We start from the raw sequence: 17,764 nt of genomic DNA on the forward strand, positions 1-17,764 counted from the left end.
GCGATTGGCGACGGGCATACCCCCAGGTACGGCCGAGCCGATCGCCTTTGATCCTGGCTAGAGATGCCCGGCCCACCGGCCGCACCGCTTCGCCATGGCGAAGCGATAAGTGCGTCCGGCGATTTTTAAGTCTTGCAGATTTGCCAGGCAAATCTGCGGGAGGGTTGGCTGAAACGGGCCGGCTGATCGACCGGCCGGCTTGGCCGTAGAGCCGGGCTACGACGCGCGCCGGCCGGTCGACCATCCGACTCCGTTTGAGCCAACAGAATGCTTCAATCTAACCAGGAAAGGCTCTGGGGGCGATCGCACTGAAAACAAAAGCCCGCTCCTCTCATCATCCCGTTCGCCTCGCCGAATCTTCCCGGCAAACGGGTTGACCCGGTCGCCAGAGGCTGGCAGGCAAATCCATGCAGTAAAAAGAAGCCGGAGCAAACGATGGATCAGACTCTCTTCGCCAACCTGTGCAAGGCTGGCAAATTCAAGGAAGCGCTCGGCCTCGCCATCCAGGGCCACGAGAACGAAAAATACGCGCCGAGCCGCTTCGCGATGGACAAGAAAACAGGACTGCCGATCTTCTACCGCGGCAACAAGCGCGTCGAGCCGGATGAAACGGGTGTATGGCAATTGGCCAAGAGCTCGAAGGATTGGGGCTGAGCGTCCGGCGCGTCTGAGATGCCTATCTCTTGGCGGATTGCCGCTTTCAACCGGTGATGCGGAAATCCGTCGGCATTTCCGCAAGCTGGGTCGCTTTCGTCTCAACGGCTGAAACCGATGCCCCCGAAGGCCCGCGGCTGAAACGCTCGATCATTGTCGAGATGGCGGTATCGGGGCCTGCGATCAAAGCGGCGACAGATCCGTCCGCTTCATTGCGCACCCAACCTGTGAGCCCGAGCCGCAACGCCTCATCGCGCGCCCACATGCGGAATCCGACACCTTGGACCCTGCCTGATACCCGCACTCGCACAGCCTCGTCATCAGCAGACATGTTGCCTCACCAAAGCCTCTTCGGTATTGCGGCCTCCATCATAGCAAAAAAGCCCGGACGATGCCGGGCTTTTGCAAATCCGCTGAGACAGACCTTATTTCTGGGCAGCCGGTGCGGGCGCCGGAGCCGGTGCCACCGGGCTGTCGGTTGCCGGCGGCGGCGCCTTGATGACCTTGGAGAGTTCGGCATTGCTCTGCTTTTCCAGGTCGCGGGAAATGCCCTGCGCCCAGATGTCGGCAGCCTTCGCCGTCTCGCGCGAGGCGACCGGGCCGTCGCGCAGCAGCTTCTTGCCGACGTCGGAATTATAGAAGTCGGCGATCGCCTTCAGTTCGTCGGCGGTAAAGGTCTTGGCATAGGTGAGTGCCGCTTCCTTCTCCAGATCGCCGCGGCGGGGCGCCAGCGCCAGCGCCTGCGCGTCGACCGTCGACGAAATGATGTCCTGGTAGTTCGGCGAATCCTGGATCAGGCCGGCCTTCAGACGCTCGGCAAGACCAGGCAGAATGTTGTCGAACTGGGCGGTGGCGCCGATCGCGTCAATCGCCGCGCGAGACGCCTTCAACTGCTCCTCGGAGACTTCCTGCGCCTTGACGGCGGTGCCGAAGGCAAGCCCGGAAAGAACGATCGTCGCAGCGGCAAAACGGCCAAGACCTGCAATGTTCATCATGAGTGTATGCTCCTGTTATCTGTTTGCCTGCAGCGTGCGCGCACCCGCAGGACCGGCAATGATCGCAAGTGCCGCCATATTGATAAAGAGCCCGTGTTCGACGACGCCGGGTATGGAATTCAGCTCGCTCGAAAGCGCCTCTGCATCAGGAATGCGGCCAAAAGATGCATCGATAATGTGATGGCCGCCATCTGTGGTAAACTCTCCGTCACCGGATTGGCGCAGGCTGAGTCCACCGGACAGGCCGAGCCGGGCCGCGACCTTCTCGATCGCGATCCGTGTCGAGACCAGCCCAAACGGGTTGACCTCGATCGGCAGCGCGTAGGCGCCGAGCGTGTCGACCAGCTTACTCTCGTCGGCAATGACGATCATCCGCTCGGAAGCCGCAGCAACGATCTTTTCACGCAGCAATGCGCCGCCGCCGCCCTTGATCAATCGGAGCGCCGGATCGACCTCGTCGGCGCCGTCGATCGTCAGGTCGAGTGCCGGCAGTTCGTCAAGCGATTTCAGCGGCACGCCGAGTTCGACGCAAAGCCGCGCCGTCCGTTCGGACGTCGGAACGCCTTCGACCCTGAAGCCGCCAGCGACCTTCTCTGCCAACAGACGAACGAATTCTTCCGCCGTGCTGCCCGTGCCGATGCCGAGCCGCATTCCGTCTTCGACATGGGCGAGTGCGGCCGCGGCGGCCTTGATCTTCATTTCGCGGGCATCCATGCGCCGCCAGCTCCTGATATTGCGTTCGATGTGCTGTTTACACGGCTCGCCTGGCAAACGAAAGTCAAAATCATCACGGAAAATGAAAAGCCGAAACAAATGCCTGCGGCCTTCCCGGCAAGCCCCCGGCGTTGCTTTCCGCCGCGCGATCGCCTACCTCAGGACCCAGCCATCGTTCCGGCGGGCGACCTGTCGTTCGCCTTGAAACGACATTCGTTCCACCGATGACCACCCGTCGCTTCAGAACGACCCATTGCGCAAAGAGATAAAGCCTTGACCCCTTCTCACGCTCGCCCGGCACTCATCGTCTTCGATCTCGACGGTACCCTTCTCGACACCCATACCGATCTGGTCGAGAGCCTGAACCATACGATCGCAGCCCTTGGCCTCGAACCGGTCAGCTATGACGACCTTACCCATCTCGTCGGCCACGGCGCGCGCGTGATGATCGAGCGCGCCTGCCGTCTGCGCGGCCATCCGCTCGAAAGCGACGCCCTGCCGCCGCCAGTCGAGCGCTTCGTCGCCCATTATGCCGCCAACATGCCCGGCCGTACCGAACCATATCCCGGCCTCGTCGCAGCGATGGACCGGCTTCAATCTGCCGGTTACCGCCTCGCGGTCTGCACCAACAAGATGGAGAGCCTGGCGCTCGCCCTGCTCGACAAGCTCGATCTCACCGGCTATTTCGCCGCCGTCACCGGCGGCGACAGCTTCGCCGTACGCAAGCCCGACGCCCGCCACTTGACCGGCACCATCGACCGCGCCGGCGGCGACATCGCCCGCACGGTGATGATCGGCGACAGCATCAACGACATCGCCGTCGCCAGAAATGCCGGAGTGCCGTCGATTGCCGTGCCTTTTGGCTATTCGGATGTGCCGGTCTCAAACCTCGACCCGGATATGATTATCACCCATTACGATGAGCTGACGCCCGAACTGGTGGAGAGGCTGCTGCGGGAATTTGCGGCGAAGGTCGCGGTTTGAGGCGATTTGCCCACCTCTCCTTTGCTGGGGTGCCACACGGCACACACTCTCGTCATTCCTTATTTTTAAAAGCCACCCCAAAACAAAACGGGCGGCCCGAAGACCGCCCGCCCGCATAACCATCAAATCCGATATCAGATCTGCGCGCCACGCGCCTTTGTCGTCGCATCGAAGGCCTTCTCGACATAGGCGTCGCGGCCATAGACGTCATCGAAATATTCCACCACGCCGTCCTTGTTCGGCCAGGCGGTGAAATAGGAAACGTAGACCGGAATCCTCTGCGGCACCTTCACCGCATGATTCTGCCCGGTGGCGATCTGCTTGGCGACCTCGTCGACCGTCGTGCCGAGCACGGCGGCTGCCATCGCACGCGGATTGGCAAGACGTACGCAGCCGTGGCTCAGAGCCCGCATATCGCGCTTGAAGAAGCTCTTCGACGGCGTGTCGTGCATGTAGATCGCGTGGCTGTTGGGGAACAGGATCTTCAGCTCGCCGAGCGCATTGTCGCTGCTCGGCGGCTGGCGCACCGAGACGTTATCGGTCGAGCCGTACCAATCGACACTCGATGAAGCGACGGCATGGCCGTTCACCTCGACCTCATAGCCGAGCTGGTCGAGATAATTCGGATCCGAACGCAGCTTCGGCAGCATCTCGTTGATGATGATCGACTGCGGCACGCCCCAGAACGGGTTGAACTCCACCGTCTCGATCTCGTCGTCGAAGAAATAGGTCTGATTGTTCTTGCCGCCGACCACGACGCGCATCGACAGCTGTTCCTTGCCGTCATTGTGGTAATAGACCATGTAGGCCGGCTGGTTGATCATGACGTAACGGGAACCGAGATCTTCCGGCAGCCATCGCGCCTGTTCCATGGCGACGACGAGCTTGTCGATCTTCGAGGCATTGGTATCGCCGCCGGTCATCGCGCGCACGGTCGCCTGGCCGATGACGCCATCGGCCTTCAGTCCGCGCTCCTTCTGGAAATCCTCGACGAGCGAGACGATTTCTGGCGAATAGTCGATGCTGCCTGCGTAAGCGGCAAGCGTTGCGGCGTGATCGGTCTTCAGCGTTTCGGACCCATGCTTACCGATCGCCTTGACGATATTGGCGATCTCCGGCGAGCTGTCGCCGGGCTTCAGCAGCTTGTCGAGCGAGACGACGATTTGCTCCTCATTGCCGCCGTCGGCGGCGCGAAGCTTGGCAAGCTCCGACTTCAGCGCCTCGAACTGCGGACCATCGGGCGAACGGTTGGCGATGTAGGCGCCGACATCGGGGCTCATGCGGGCAAGCTTCAGCACCGGCGCCAGATTGACGGCCTTGCGCTGGAAGTCGTGATAGCCGGAAATTTTATTCGGATCGATGCGGCCACGCACGGTGTCCTGCACGAAAGCCAGCACTTTGGCGGAGAGCTCGAGCTCGAACTGCGTCAGCGCCCGGTCACGGAAGGCCGGATCGGGATTGGCCGGGTCGATCGCCGGCATCTGGACGGTGTAATCCGCCGGGTCGAGACCGACGGAAGCCGCATCACCAAGGGCCGTCATGGCCGACTTGGCGCGGTCGTTGATCTGGTTGCCCTCGACCCAGACGAGTGGATTGCGGCTGTCTCCGTAATAGGCTTCGAGCGCCTTGGCGACATCAGCATTGGCGCGCACCTTGGCCTGAGCCAGGAAACGGCGCTGCACGGCGGGTTCGGCGCTGGCATCGCCGCTCGCCGAAACATCGGCGACTGCGCCGGTGACAACCGGATCGGCAAACTTGCCGGTATCGACGAACTGCATCGTTTCGGCTTTATAAGTGTAGTAACGCGGGCCGCTCACCTTCGGCAGCGGCGCTTCCGGATCGAGCCCGCCGAGCGAGCCGCCGACGCCGTTGCGCGGCACCGGACGGCCGGGCGCCTGGTCCATGAAGATGGTGCTTTGGCTCCGCTGCCTGTCGCCGCGCAGCATGTCCATCAATGTATAAGCATGCGCGGGTGCGGCACTCATAACCGCCACGCCGCAGGAAATTGCCAATGCGGATGCCGCGCTTTTCAAAACGAACGTCATATATCTTCCAGTCCCGGTGTCATGCTGTTCTCAGCTCAAATCCCGCGATACTCAGCGTCCGGCTCATTGATCAGAAACCGGCCTGCGCCGCCAGCGCCGGCGGACTCAATTTTGTGTGACGGGAATCCTGCACGGCGCCGCGCAGTAGTTCACACAAAATTATGAAATTATTAGTTAATTTTTTACTCAATTTTTGTCGCCAGACCAGTACGGCGAAAACGCCCGGACACATAAAATTTTCAAAGTGGCCTAAAAAGCACGCCCCACAACCGGCGTAAACATGACTTCCGATTTCAATATTTCGCAGGGCGTCCGGTTTTCTTGTTGGGCTTTCCCACCTATAAGACCTCATCCTTTGAAGATGACCGAAAACAGCATGTAAAGGGAAGGCAAGGCCGATGACCGCAACCCGCACCGAAACCGATACTTTTGGCCCGATCGACGTCGCCGCCGACCGATATTGGGGCGCCCAAGCCGAACGTTCGCTCGGCAATTTCAAGATCGGTTGGGAAAAACAACCGCTTTCGATCGTGCGCGCACTCGGCATCGTCAAACAGGCGGCCGTCCGCGCCAACATCTCGCTCGGCCAGCTCGACCCCGCTCTCGGCCAAGCCATCATTGATGCCGCCCAGGAGGTGATCGACGGCAAGCTCGACGAGCATTTTCCGCTTGTCGTCTGGCAGACCGGTTCGGGTACGCAGTCCAACATGAATGCCAATGAAGTGATCTCCAATCGCGCTATAGAAATGCTCGGCGGCGTCATGGGTTCCAAGAAGCCGGTGCATCCGAACGATCACGTCAATATGAGCCAGTCGTCGAACGACACCTACCCGACGGCGATGCACATCGCCTGCGCCGAACGGATCGCTCATCACCTGCTGCCGGCCCTCAAACACCTGCATGCCGCCCTCGACATGAAGGTTATCGAATTCAGCCACATCATCAAGATCGGCCGCACCCACACCCAGGATGCGACGCCGCTGACGCTCGGCCAGGAATTTTCGGGTTATGCCGCCCAGGTCGGCTCGGCCATCAAGCGCATCGAAATGACCCTGCCCGGCCTCTGCGAACTCGCCCAGGGCGGCACTGCCGTCGGCACCGGCCTCAATGCGCCGGTCGGCTTTGCCGAAAAGGTCGCCGAAGAGATCGCCGCCATAACAGCCATGCCCTTCGTCACCGCGCCGAACAAGTTCGAGGCCCTCGCCTCGCATGACTCGATGGTGTTTTCCCATGGCGCCATCAACGCGGCGGCGGCCGCGCTCTTCAAGATCGCCAATGATATCCGCCTGCTCGGCTCCGGCCCGCGCGCCGGCCTCGGCGAGCTGGCGCTGCCGGAAAACGAGCCCGGCTCCTCGATCATGCCCGGCAAGGTCAACCCGACCCAGTGTGAGGCGCTGACGCAGGTCTGCATCCACATCTTCGGCAATCATGCAGCCCTCACCTTCGCCGACAGCCAGGGCCATTTCGAGCTCAACGTCTACAATCCGATGATGGCCTATAATTTCCTGCAGTCGGTGCAGCTGCTCGCCGACGCCGCCGTCTCCTTCACCGACAACTGCGTCGTCGGCATCGAGGCACGCGAAGACAACATCAAGGCCGGCCTCGAACGCTCGCTGATGCTGGTCACGGCGCTTGCCCCCAAGATCGGCTACGACGCCGCCGCCAAGATCGCCAAAACAGCCCACAAGAACGGTACGACGCTGAAGGAAGAGGCGCTCGCCAGCGGCCTGGTGACGTCGGAGGAGTATGACGCCATCGTGCGCCCGGAGACTATGATCGGGCCGAAGTAAAAGAGCCGCGATACGCAGCCCCTCATCCGCCTGCCGGCACCTTCTCCCCGTAAACGGGGCGAAGGGAGATAGCCGCAACCTCTCCGTCCCTCACCAACCTCTCGCAGGGCACGTCCCCTCGCCCCGTTTTTTACGGGGAGAGGGTTAGGGTGAGGGGCACACCACACGGCACATCAGACAAGCCTCAAACCAACAACGAAAAATTGTCCATCACGACAGAATTACCCATGAAGTCGAAACGGATTTCTTCGATGTCTTCGAGCTTGACCTCGAGACTGGGACCGGTGACCTCAAGCTCCTGCTGATAGACAATCTGGCCGTCGTTCAGGGCGGTGAGCGTCAGGTGAAAGGGCGCTGCCGACAATTCAGCGATCGAAACGCTCTGAAAGGTGAACTCCCCGCCATCGAGCAGTTTCAAGCTGACCGGCGCAGAACCTGGCGATAGAACGGTATCGCTAAAGCCATCCTCGGTAATGGCGTCGACACCCGGGATGGTATCATAGACGATGCCGTTCAAAAGCGTGACGTCGTGGCTGCCGTTCACGGAGAGCGCAAAGCCCCGGTAATTGGGGAGAGAGAAATTATCCGCCCTCGATAAGACGCCCATATCATCGAAATCCAGGACTTCGTGGTATTTTTCGCCTTCATTGACGCCGTCGATCGCAAGGGTCAGCACGCCGAGGTCCGTGCCTCCCGAGCCGTCGGACATCTTGTAGCTCAGCTTTTCAATGAGCTGATCGTACTTCCCCAAATTCTTCACCACGTCGAGCGTGTAATCCAGCTCATATGTGAAGTGGCCGTCAGGTTTCACTTTGAAGGTGCCGTACCTGCCCTGAATGATCGTTTCGTGGTCAGGCCCATGTTTGGCGTCGATACGGACGCCATTGACGAAGCGAGCATACATGTCCGCTCCCTCGGGATCGCTGGCGAGGCGCAGCAGATCCCCACGGATCCAATTGTCTTCGAAAAAAACGAGAAGGTCGTCGACAGCAGTTGGCTTGGCATTTGTCATTGGAAGCCCCGGCAGGTTAACGGTGCCGGGAATATGAACTGGGCTTGAACTGAAGGCAACCTGAAGTCGTCCATTCGCGACAAATGTCGATATCACCGTCCCGTCACTCGTCTAATGCGTGTGACGTGCGACAGCAAAATGGGGCACGGACATAGCTCCAACTCCAGACTCCGCCGCATCCAGATTGCATTTACTGCGCTCCGGATTTAGACGGGTTCCAATTTAGCGACGCACGCCCACCAGAAAGGTCACTTCGATGGCTGACGATCTCTTCCCGCTCGGCAAGGACAACACCCCCTATCGCAAGATCAGCGATGACCACGTCTCGGTCGACACATTCAAGGGCCAGGAAATCCTGACGGTCGAGCCGGAAGGCATCCGCCTGCTTGCCGAAGCTGCCTTTGTCGATATCAACCACCTGCTGCGCCCCGGCCACCTGAAGCAGCTCGCCTTGATCCTCGATGACCCCGAGGCAACGGACAATGACCGCTTCGTCGCCTACGACCTACTGAAGAACGCCAATATCGCCGCCGGCGGCGTGCTGCCCATGTGCCAGGATACCGGCACGGCGATCATCATGGGCAAGAAGGGCCGCCGGGTCTGGACCGAGGGCGGCGATACGGCAGCGCTTGCCCGCGGCGTCATGGATGCCTATGAGAAGAAGAACCTGCGTTACTCCCAGCTGGCGCCGGTCAAAATGTTCGAAGAGAAGAATACCAAGAACAACCTGCCGGCCCAGATCGACATCTATGAGGAAGGTACCGACGCCTACGAATTCCTCTTCGTCGCCAAGGGCGGCGGCTCGGCCAACAAGACCTTTCTCTATCAGGGCACGCCTTCGTTGCTGACCCACGACCGGATGATCGACTTCCTTAAGGAGAAGATCCTGACGTTGGGGACGGCGGCCTGTCCGCCCTACCATCTGGCGATCGTCATCGGCGGCACCTCGGCCGAGATGAACCTGAAAACCGTGAAGCTCGCCTCGACCCGCTATCTCGACGAGCTGCCGACCGAAGGGTCCGAGAGCGGCCACGCCTTCCGCGACATCGAGATGGAGAAGGAAATCCACAAGCTGACGCAGCAGATGGGCGTCGGCGCCCAGTTCGGCGGCAAGTATTTCTGTCACGATGTGCGTGTCATCCGCCTGCCCCGCCACGGCGCCTCGCTGCCGATCGGCCTCGGCGTCTCCTGTTCCGCCGACCGCCAGGCCAAGGGCAAGATCACCCGCGACGGCATCTTCATCGAGCAGTTGGAAAGCGATCCGTCGAAATACCTGCCCGAGATCGACGAGGCGAAACTGTCGGAGTCGACCGTCCATATCGATCTCAACCAGCCGATTGCCGAAGTGCTTGCCGAGCTGTCGAGGCATCCGGTCAAGACGCGCCTGTCGCTGACCGGCACCATCATCGTCGCCCGCGATCTTGCCCATGCCAAGATCCGCGAGCGGCTGGAAAAAGGCGAAGGCATGCCCGAATACCTCAAAAACCACCCGGTCTATTACGCCGGTCCCGCCAAGACGCCGGCCGGTTACGCCTCCGGCTCCTTCGGCCCGACGACCGCCGGCCGCATGGATAGTTACGTCGACCAGTTCCAGTCCTTCGGCGGTTCGATGGTGATGCTCGCCAAGGGCAACCGTTCGCGCGCCGTGCGCGAGGCCTGCAAGAAACATGGCGGCTTCTACCTCGGTTCGATCGGCGGACCCGCCGCCCGTCTCGCCCAGGACTGTATCCGCAAGGTCGAAGTGTTGGAATATCCCGAACTCGGCATGGAAGCGGTCTGGAAGATCGAGGTCGAAGACTTCCCCGCCTTCATTGTCATCGACGACAAGGGCAATGACTTCTTCCAGGAATTGAACCTGGGGTAATTGGCAGGCGCCATCCGAAACCCGGCCGATTTTCTACCGCAGCGCTGCGTTCGAAATATCCGCCGCCTTCACCACGTCACCGTCATCGACCCTCGCCAGGATTTCCGTCCGGAAAGCGCGGGCGAGGACGCCGCTATGCTCCAGCAGCAAGACGCTTACGGTCATGACGGCGATGGTGAGGATCGCGAAAGAAATATGGAGAGACGATTCCATGATTTCACGCCTGAATTTGCAGGCTGCGACCGGGACCGCGGTCGGGAAGTATCGTTGCAAAATACCCATTCTGAAATACCTGACGGCCAAAACCAAATGTCGACAAGATAAATACGTCCCAAACACAGAGAAGAACTGTAAGTTTTTCAGACATACGTTCCCGTTCAGCGGGCATGCATTGTCCCGCTAAAAATACGTTTTCCGGTGGAAAATCATAGGCCTGATTGAAGTATTGCCGCCTTGCGAAGTTGTCTTATGTAATCTTTGGTATATGTCGCTTTAATCTTTTCCCAAGGAATTTAAGCTAACAACTAAAATATTGCCTTCGAATATATGAGGAGTATCGCCGGATGAATACGGCTGTCGCGCCCAAGGTGCAGGTTCCCGATGTCGCGGGCCAGATCACCTATGCCATGCGCTCGATGGGCGTTGCGCCGATACCGCGCAATTACGAACTCTTCTACGAAGCCTATATCGGCTCGAATCCGGCGCTCACCCGCGAGCTCGCCGCACTCGGTGCCCAGGCGACGCAAGCCGAACTCGACGCGCTCGGGGCGCAATATTTCACCAGCAATCCGGCCCGTGTCGTCGACGACGCTCATAGCCGCATATCAGGCGAACTGGATGGCCTGCTGCGGGTCCTGAGACAGGAGCAGAGCTCGCTGGAAAGCTACACAAGACTGCTCGGCGAGACGCATAAGCGCATCACCTCGAAGAGCAATGCCAGCGTCGAGCTGATCGAAAACGCCATCGAACTTTTGAGCCAGGCGACCGGCGACACCATGGCGCATGGCGAACGCACCGTCGAGGACGTCGTCCAGCGCTCGCAGGAGATGGATCAGGTCCGCAAGGAACTCGACGAATACAAGCGCATCGCCAACACCGATTCGCTGACGCGCCTTTCCAACCGCCGCGCTTTCGACGAGCGCCTTGCCGCCGTCTTCAACAATCCGGGCATGCGGCCGGTAACGGCGCTGCTGCTCGCCGACATCGACAACTTCAAGAAGATCAACGACACCTACGGCCATCCGGTCGGCGACAAGATCCTCGCCACCGTCGCCTCCGTCATCCGCAGCAACGTCCGGCGCGACGTCTTCGTCGCCCGCGCCGGCGGCGAGGAATTCGCCCTCATCATTGACGGCAATACACCGGAGGAAATCACGGCGATCGCCGAGCGCATCCGCCGCACGCTGGAAACAACCCCGTTCAAGAATTCCCGCACGCGGGTGAACTACGGCCCGATCACCGTCTCGATCGGCATCTGCATGGCCTCCAGCGCCGAAGATGCCGGCGAACTCTACAGCAAGACCGACATCGCCCTTTACGGCGCCAAGAATGCCGGCCGCAACTGCACCATCCTCTATCAGGACGGCATGCAAAAGGATTTCACCAAAAGCTGGCTGATCTACAAGAGCTGAGGCAATTCCGCGCCACGGGCGGTTTTACCACATCGTCTTCGCCGCGCGTCCCGGCCATTCCCGGTCGTAGGTCTCCTGATCGAAATCGCCGACGGCGGCCTTCAGCATCTGTCCCGGCGTCGGCAGGCCTGCCGGATCGGCGAAGCGTTCCGCATTCCACAGCTCTGCCCGCATCACCGCCCGCGCGCATTGGAAATAGACCTCGTCGATCGAAATCACCACGACGGTGCGCGGATGTTTGCCGTCCATCTCGAAACTCGAAAGCAGCGCCTCGTCGTCCGAGACGACGCCGCGGCCGTTGATGCGCATCGTCGTGTTCGAGCCGGGGATCAGGAACATCAGCGCAAGCCTGGGATCGCGTACGATGTTGGAGAGTGAATCGACGCGGTTGTTGCCGCGCCAGTCCGGCAGATGCAGCGTTTCGTCGTCGACGACGCGCACCACCCCGCCGAGATCGCCGCGCGGCGAACAGTCGAGCCCCTCGGGCCCGACGGTCGCCAATGCGGCAAAAGGCGAGATCTCGATCATCTCACGATAGAGCGGGGTCAATTGTTTGGTCACCTTGGTGAGGGAGGCCGGCGACAGCCCGGCGCCATAGATCGTATTGAGCTCTTCGATGCTGCTGATGATTTTCATGAGGCGTCCCGCCGCGGCTTGATATCGGGACGGACGCTACAATGCCGCGCGCCTTGCCGGAAGCTCAAAAAGCGGAATGATTGCAGCATCTTTTTTGATGCTTTCGCCGGCTTCCACGTCCACGCCGCCTTCGAGAAATGCCGCGATCGCGCCGAGCACGGGGGCCGCCGCGACGATGCGCCGGTGGCCGAAGCCGTTCGCCCATAGCAGTCGCACGCGCGGACCCGCCGCACCATAACGCCTGGCATGGGCCGGCGACACCTCCTTATCGTCCTCGGCATGAATGACCAGCACCGGCCGGCCGATCGCGCCGGCGGTTTTGCCGGCGTCGAACTCCTCGAGTCTCCGACCGGTGACCCGATGAACTTTCTTCTCCAGCGCCGCCTGCGCGGCAGGGCGAAGGCCCATCATCCTGCCGAAATCGGCAAACAGCCAGGCCATTTCGCTCGGCGCGCCGATCAGCACCAGTCGCTCTGAGGTGACAGGCGGCACGCCGGGCAGCAGCCCCGCCGCCGAGACCATCAGCGCCGCCCCGCCGAAGGAATGGCCGATGACCGCATCGAATGCACCGAAGCGCTGCTCGGCCGCCGCAATCGCCCCGACCGCAAGCCCCATATGCAGAAAGCGTCCGCCCGCCCGCCCGTGGCCGGGAAAATCGAGCGCCACCACCTCGGCACCCGTTGCCGAAAGCATCGAAATCAGCTCGGCCATGTAGACGGCGCTCGAGCCCCAACCATGCGTGACGAGATAGCGCTTGCGCTGACCGATCGCTCCGCCGTTCAGCCGATAGGCATGGGCTTTGGCGCCGCCGGCAAGCCTGAGGGTGAAGCGCTCGGCGCCGGCAAGCCGGGCTGCGCCGGCGGCATGCGCCGCCTTCGCTTTCTCTCCCTTCGGCCGCGGCGATGGTGTGCGGCAGAACAGCCGGAATGCCGCCCTGCCCGCCAGATCAGCCGAAATCGCCTGCAGAACCGAAAAGCCGAGGCGGGTGACCTCAAGCGCAAAATTTGCCATAGTGAGAATCCAAAAGACTGTTCAACACTGAACAATAAAGTACAACGATGAACAAAAATCAATCCCTTCCCTGGGATCATCCGCGTTTTCGCAGCTGGATTGCGGTGGCGCGCGCCTGCCAACTGATGCAGCAGTCACTGTCCCGCTCGCTTGCCGATCTCGACATCAAGCCGCCGCACCTCGACATTCTCGTCAACCTCTATCGTTTCGAAGGCATCTCGCAGCAGGAGCTGGCGCGCAAGCTGCTGGTCGGCCGCTCCAATATGAGCATGCTGCTGCCGCAGATGGAAAAACGTCGGCTGATCGAGCGGCGCGGCGACGCACGCGACAAGCGCGTGCTGCGCCTCTATCTCACCGGCGAAGGCCGCAGGCTGACCGAGGCGGCGATGGCGATCCAGACCGATCTCATCGAACGCACGCTCTCCGACGAGCCGATCGAACAATGCATGGCGACCGCCACCTCGATGGAGCGCATCATCGCGACACTGCTCGAGGATCTGCGCGACGATGATTAATGCAGCGTCGGAGCTGCCGCCGTACCCGTCAGCGAGCGGTATTCCCAGGCGGCGACGATGATCAGCACCAGCGTCGCCAGAATGCCCAGCAGATAGATCTGGATGAAGGGCGCCGCGAAGGCGAACAGGATCAGCAAAACGAGGCCGGCGAGATGCGACAGCGGCAGCTGGCCGCTGGTCGCGCCCTTGAACCAGAGATTGCCGATCAGGAACAGGCCGGAGCCGCCGAGCACCGCCGCGGCAATGCCGAGATCGCCGGTCTCGTGCGGATGCGAGAACATGAATTCGACCGCCACCGCATGCACGATGATGCCGGCGAGAATCGGGATATGACCATAGGTGAAGGCCTGCCGCGCTAAGCTCCCCGGCGTTGCCTCATGTTCGATGCGGTGGGCGGCGCGCTGGTGGCCGAAGCGGAAATACAGCCACCACATGGCGACCGTGCCGACGAAACCGGTGACGAAGACGATGCCGGTCAGTCCCGAAACCGGCAGCTCCGAAAAGGTGCGGCCGGAAACAAGGATCGCCTCGCCGAGGCAGATGATGACGAAGAGCGCGCAGCGCTCGGCCATATGCGCGCCGGAAACATCCCAGTCGCTTGGCCTCGAGCGCCCGAGCCCGGGCACGGCAAACCCGGCAGCCGGCCCCGCATATTCGATGGCGAGCGCGATCACCCAGGCGATCAGTCGGGCCTCATGCTCGAGCAGCCCGCCGGCAATCCAGAAGACGCCGGCCACCACGAGCCATGTGGTGATGCGGATGAAATTCAGCGTATTGGCGCGGTCGACGCGCGTCATCGCATAGGTCGCAAACAGCGATCGCCCGACCTGCATCGCCACATAGGCGCCGGCAAACAGCAGCCCCTTGTCGCCGAAAGCCTCGGGAATCGAGGCTGACAGGAGCAGCCCGAGCATCATCAGCGCCACCAGCATGCCGCGCACCGGCATCTTGTCGGGATCGAGCCAGTTCGTCACCCAGGTGGTGAAGATCCAAATCCACCAGACGGCAAAGGTCATCAGCGCCGCTTCTACAGCACCAAGCGGCGTATAGTGGGCGGCGAGCGCGTGCGAAAGCTGCGAGATCGAAAAGACGAAGACCAGGTCGAAGAACAGCTCGAGGAAGGTCACCTTGCTGCCGCTGGCACTCCCCTTGGCGCGCAGCCAGTTTTTTCCCGTTTTCGTCATATCGCCCCCGATATTTATAAAATTTCAGCGTGAAGTCAGCGCGGCTTTTCCGCCGTGTCGCGGCTCATGCCCTTTCCCCTGAGCTCGTCCTCATAGGCAGAAAAAAGCTCAGCGCCTCGTTCGCCGAGTTCGCGCAGATAGGTCCAGGTGTAGATGCCGGTATCGTGCATGTCGTCGAAGCCGATCCTGACCGCGTAATTGCCGGTCGGCATCATCGAAATGATCGCGACATTGCGCTTGCCCGGCACCGTCACCTTCTGCCCCGGCCCATGCCCCTGCACTTCGGCCGAGGGCGACAGCACGCGCAGCATCTCAGCCGAAAGGTCATAACTCTGGCCGTCGTTGAAGGTCACCACCAGCCGCTGCCTGTCTTTCGAGACGCGGAGTTCGCTCGGCCAGATATCGCTCATCATTTTGTCCTCTTCTCATGCGAGGAGTAGGCGCTGATCTTTTTCAGCGCAAGCTGAAATTGGAATGCGCGCGCAGCCTGTTTCCCTTGACGCGACAATAGCATATGCCCACATTGAAGAGAGCACGGAGATACAGGTGAACACCAGAGTTGGAACGATAGGCGCTGCATCGCCACTGGCGGCGGATGCGCATCCGATGATCGACCCCTTCGGCCGGGCCGTCACCTATCTCCGCGTCTCCGTCACCGACCGCTGCGATTTCCGCTGCACCTATTGCATGGCCGAAAACATGACCTTCCTGCCGAAGAAGGACCTGTTGACGCTGGAAGAGCTCGACCGGCTCTGTTCCGCCTTTATCGCCAAGGGCGTGCGCAAGATCAGGCTGACCGGCGGTGAGCCCCTGGTGCGCAAGAACATCATGTATCTGGTTCGCCAGCTCGGCGAAAAGATCGGCTCCGGCCTCGAGGAGCTGACGCTGACCACCAATGGTTCGCAGCTCGCCCGCCATGCCGAGGAGCTTTATGATTGCGGCGTGCGCCGCATCAACGTTTCGCTCGATACGCTCGATCCCGACAAATTCCGCAAGATCACCCGCTGGGGCGATTTCGCCAAGGTCATGGAAGGCATCGACGCCGCGCAAAAGGCGGGGTTGAAAATCAAGCTCAATGCGGTGGCGCTCAAGGATTTCAATGACGCCGAGATGCCCGACCTCCTGCGCTTCGCCCATGGCCGCGGCATGGACTTGACCGTCATCGAAACCATGCCGATGGGCGAGATCGAAGAAGACCGTACCGACCAGTACCTGCCGCTCTCGAAGCTGCGCGCCGATCTGGAGAAGCAGTTCACTTTGACGGATATCGATTACCAGACCGGCGGCCCGGCCCGTTATGTCAGGGTCACCGAAACCGGCGGCCGCCTCGGCTTCATCACGCCGATGACCCATAATTTCTGCGAGAGCTGCAACCGCGTCCGCCTCACCTGCACCGGCACGCTCTATATGTGCCTCGGCCAGAACGACGCCGCCGACCTGCGTTCCGCCCTGCGCGCCACCGAAGACGACGCCCTCCTCCATACTGCCATCGACGAAGCCATCACCCGCAAACCAAAGGGCCACGACTTCATCATCGATCGCACGCATAACAGGCCGGCCGTGGCCCGGCATATGAGTGTCACCGGGGGGTGAGACGCGGTCCCGCGACGCGGGAGCGATCGATCCGGTGAATCGATCGCAGCGTCGAACGCCCTGAGCCCAAGCGAAGGGCCAGGCCGCAATCGAACTCTGCGTGCAAGTTGGCGAGAACACCTACCCCACCCTCCCTCATTCCTGTGCTCGTCACAGGAATGAGGGTGGTTGGGGTGACGCCCGGCGCTAAATTTCTGCGTAGAACATAGGGAACGCTACCACCACAGGACGGGTCTTTGCCATCACCCCGGCTTACGCGCACAAATCGCAAACCGCTCCTGCACCATCCGCTCCAGCCCGCGCAGAAACGGCATCTTGCGCGCCTGCGCCCAATGAATGTCGCCAAGCTTGCGATCGACCACGATATCCACGAAACCGGCCTGGCGCAGAAGATCGACGATCGCCTCGGCCGGCATCTCGTTGGCAAAGTGCACGCGGGAACGGATGCTCTGGTGCCGCGCCATCATGTCAGCTGACATATGGCTTGCCGCCGGCTTGCCCGTCACCTTCGTCCAAAACTTCTGCAGGCTCTTCACCCAGGTCTCCCGGCCCATATTGCCGTCGACGATCAGCACCTTGCCGCCCGGCTTCAGCACCGAAAACCATTCCTTGAAGGCGGAAGCCGGGTCCACCAGCGTCCAGACGAGATGCCGGTTGGTGATGGCGTCGTAGCTGTCCTTCGGCTCCATGGTGTTTTCAGCATCGCCGGAAACGAAGCGGATATCGGTACCGCGCTTCTTCGCCTTGGCACGCGCCTGCGCCAGCATCGCATCCGACCAGTCGAGCCCGGTGACCTTGAAGCCGACATCATGCATCAGATGCGAAATGACGGCGGTGCCGCAGGCGAGATCGAGCAGCGGACGTCCCTGCCCCTCGCCGAGATGTTTTCTGATCAGCCGCTGCCAGCCCTTCCGCTCCGCTTCGGAGAAGATTTCATGGCCGACGCTCTGGTCGAAGGTATCAGCCCGTTCCGACCAGAAATCGCGGATCTCGTCGCGGATGGAGTAGTTCGTGTTCATGGAATTCATCGCAGGCACCCCGGCATGGCATCAGTTTGGAAATGCTCTAAAACATATAACTTGATTCACAAAGTCATATTTCTTATGCCTGCGGACATTATTCAGACGTCAGGGGAA

At 61.0% G+C, this 17,764-nt stretch carries 18 protein-coding genes; 7 read left to right on the top strand and 11 right to left on the bottom strand.

All coding sequences use genetic code 11. The features are described from left to right. The first annotated feature begins 435 nt into the window (after positions 1-435). Positions 436-654, top strand: a complete 219-nt coding sequence (locus tag ATY29_RS10705; protein WP_003569075.1) for a hypothetical protein — start codon at positions 436-438, stop codon at positions 652-654. Between the two features lie 46 nt (positions 655-700). Here ATY29_RS10705 and ATY29_RS10710 read toward each other — a convergent pair whose 3' ends face one another. The 3 genes from ATY29_RS10710 to rpiA all read right to left on the bottom strand — a co-directional run bounded on the left by ATY29_RS10710 (position 701) and on the right by rpiA (position 2,363). Continuing rightward, positions 701-985, bottom strand: a complete 285-nt coding sequence (locus ATY29_RS10710) for an acylphosphatase (protein WP_003569077.1) — start codon at positions 983-985, stop codon at positions 701-703. 94 nt (positions 986-1,079) lie between these two features. Continuing rightward, a complete protein-coding gene (locus ATY29_RS10715) occupies positions 1,080-1,649 on the bottom strand; it encodes a DUF2059 domain-containing protein (RefSeq protein ID WP_003569079.1) in 570 nt (189 codons plus the stop codon). A 15-nt stretch (positions 1,650-1,664) separates the two neighbouring features. After that, the gene (gene rpiA, locus ATY29_RS10720; protein WP_003569081.1) at positions 1,665-2,363 is read right to left on the bottom strand and encodes a ribose-5-phosphate isomerase RpiA; all 699 of its coding nucleotides are present in this window, start codon (positions 2,361-2,363) and stop codon (positions 1,665-1,667) included. A gap of 273 nt (positions 2,364-2,636) precedes the next feature. Here rpiA and ATY29_RS10725 point away from each other — a divergent pair, with 273 nt between their 5' ends. Next, on the top strand, positions 2,637-3,347 hold the full coding sequence (locus ATY29_RS10725) for an HAD family hydrolase (RefSeq protein ID WP_097532705.1): 711 nt from the start codon (positions 2,637-2,639) through the stop codon (positions 3,345-3,347). Between the two features lie 134 nt (positions 3,348-3,481). Here ATY29_RS10725 and ATY29_RS10730 read toward each other — a convergent pair whose 3' ends face one another. Beyond that, positions 3,482-5,392, bottom strand: coding sequence for a L,D-transpeptidase family protein (locus ATY29_RS10730; protein ID WP_097532706.1), 1,911 nt, complete (start codon positions 5,390-5,392; stop codon positions 3,482-3,484). 398 nt (positions 5,393-5,790) lie between these two features. Here ATY29_RS10730 and fumC point away from each other — a divergent pair, with 398 nt between their 5' ends. Continuing rightward, on the top strand, positions 5,791-7,182 hold the full coding sequence (gene fumC, locus ATY29_RS10735; RefSeq protein ID WP_097532707.1) for a class II fumarate hydratase: 1,392 nt from the start codon (positions 5,791-5,793) through the stop codon (positions 7,180-7,182). 184 nt (positions 7,183-7,366) lie between these two features. Here the strand turns inward: fumC and ATY29_RS10740 are convergent, their stop codons facing one another. Continuing rightward, a complete protein-coding gene (locus ATY29_RS10740; protein ID WP_003569086.1) occupies positions 7,367-8,194 on the bottom strand; it encodes an Ig-like domain-containing protein in 828 nt (275 codons plus the stop codon). 256 nt (positions 8,195-8,450) lie between these two features. Between ATY29_RS10740 and ATY29_RS10745 the strand changes: the two genes are divergently transcribed. Further along, positions 8,451-10,058, top strand: coding sequence for a fumarate hydratase (locus ATY29_RS10745; RefSeq protein WP_003569087.1), 1,608 nt, complete (start codon positions 8,451-8,453; stop codon positions 10,056-10,058). 33 nt (positions 10,059-10,091) lie between these two features. On the opposite strand, the gene ATY29_RS10750 is transcribed toward ATY29_RS10745, so the two are convergent. Beyond that, complete coding sequence (locus ATY29_RS10750; RefSeq protein WP_025416328.1) at positions 10,092-10,271, bottom strand: hypothetical protein; 180 nt, start codon at positions 10,269-10,271, stop codon at positions 10,092-10,094. A 350-nt stretch (positions 10,272-10,621) separates the two neighbouring features. Here ATY29_RS10750 and ATY29_RS10755 point away from each other — a divergent pair, with 350 nt between their 5' ends. Next, positions 10,622-11,689, top strand: a complete 1,068-nt coding sequence (locus tag ATY29_RS10755; protein ID WP_003569089.1) for a GGDEF domain-containing protein — start codon at positions 10,622-10,624, stop codon at positions 11,687-11,689. Positions 11,690-11,713: 24 nt separating this feature from the next. On the opposite strand, the gene ATY29_RS10760 is transcribed toward ATY29_RS10755, so the two are convergent. Together ATY29_RS10760 and ATY29_RS10765 are read right to left on the bottom strand one after the other, a co-directional pair. Next, a complete protein-coding gene (locus tag ATY29_RS10760; protein WP_025416330.1) occupies positions 11,714-12,325 on the bottom strand; it encodes a pyridoxamine 5'-phosphate oxidase family protein in 612 nt (203 codons plus the stop codon). A 36-nt stretch (positions 12,326-12,361) separates the two neighbouring features. Further along, complete coding sequence (locus tag ATY29_RS10765) at positions 12,362-13,336, bottom strand: alpha/beta hydrolase (protein ID WP_097532708.1); 975 nt, start codon at positions 13,334-13,336, stop codon at positions 12,362-12,364. Positions 13,337-13,383: 47 nt separating this feature from the next. Here ATY29_RS10765 and ATY29_RS10770 point away from each other — a divergent pair, with 47 nt between their 5' ends. Next, complete coding sequence (locus tag ATY29_RS10770; RefSeq protein WP_003569092.1) at positions 13,384-13,851, top strand: MarR family winged helix-turn-helix transcriptional regulator; 468 nt, start codon at positions 13,384-13,386, stop codon at positions 13,849-13,851. Here the strand turns inward: ATY29_RS10770 and ATY29_RS10775 are convergent. Together ATY29_RS10775 and ATY29_RS10780 are read right to left on the bottom strand one after the other, a co-directional pair. Further along, positions 13,848-15,035: a low temperature requirement protein A gene (locus ATY29_RS10775; protein WP_097532709.1), complete on the bottom strand. Its 1,188-nt coding sequence runs from the start codon at positions 15,033-15,035 to the stop codon at positions 13,848-13,850. The genes ATY29_RS10770 and ATY29_RS10775 overlap by 4 nt on opposite strands. A gap of 35 nt (positions 15,036-15,070) precedes the next feature. Next, a complete protein-coding gene (locus tag ATY29_RS10780; RefSeq protein ID WP_037092429.1) occupies positions 15,071-15,445 on the bottom strand; it encodes a gamma-butyrobetaine hydroxylase family protein in 375 nt (124 codons plus the stop codon). A gap of 136 nt (positions 15,446-15,581) precedes the next feature. Here ATY29_RS10780 and moaA point away from each other — a divergent pair, with 136 nt between their 5' ends. Then, complete coding sequence (moaA, locus tag ATY29_RS10785; protein ID WP_097532822.1) at positions 15,582-16,628, top strand: GTP 3',8-cyclase MoaA; 1,047 nt, start codon at positions 15,582-15,584, stop codon at positions 16,626-16,628. 242 nt (positions 16,629-16,870) lie between these two features. Here the strand turns inward: moaA and ATY29_RS10790 are convergent, their stop codons facing one another. Further along, the gene (locus ATY29_RS10790) at positions 16,871-17,656 is read right to left on the bottom strand and encodes a class I SAM-dependent methyltransferase (protein ID WP_097532710.1); all 786 of its coding nucleotides are present in this window, start codon (positions 17,654-17,656) and stop codon (positions 16,871-16,873) included. Positions 17,657-17,764 lie beyond the last annotated feature (108 nt).

This window comes from Rhizobium hidalgonense (assembly GCF_002914525.1).
Classification (GTDB): Bacteria; Pseudomonadota; Alphaproteobacteria; order Rhizobiales; family Rhizobiaceae; genus Rhizobium; species Rhizobium hidalgonense.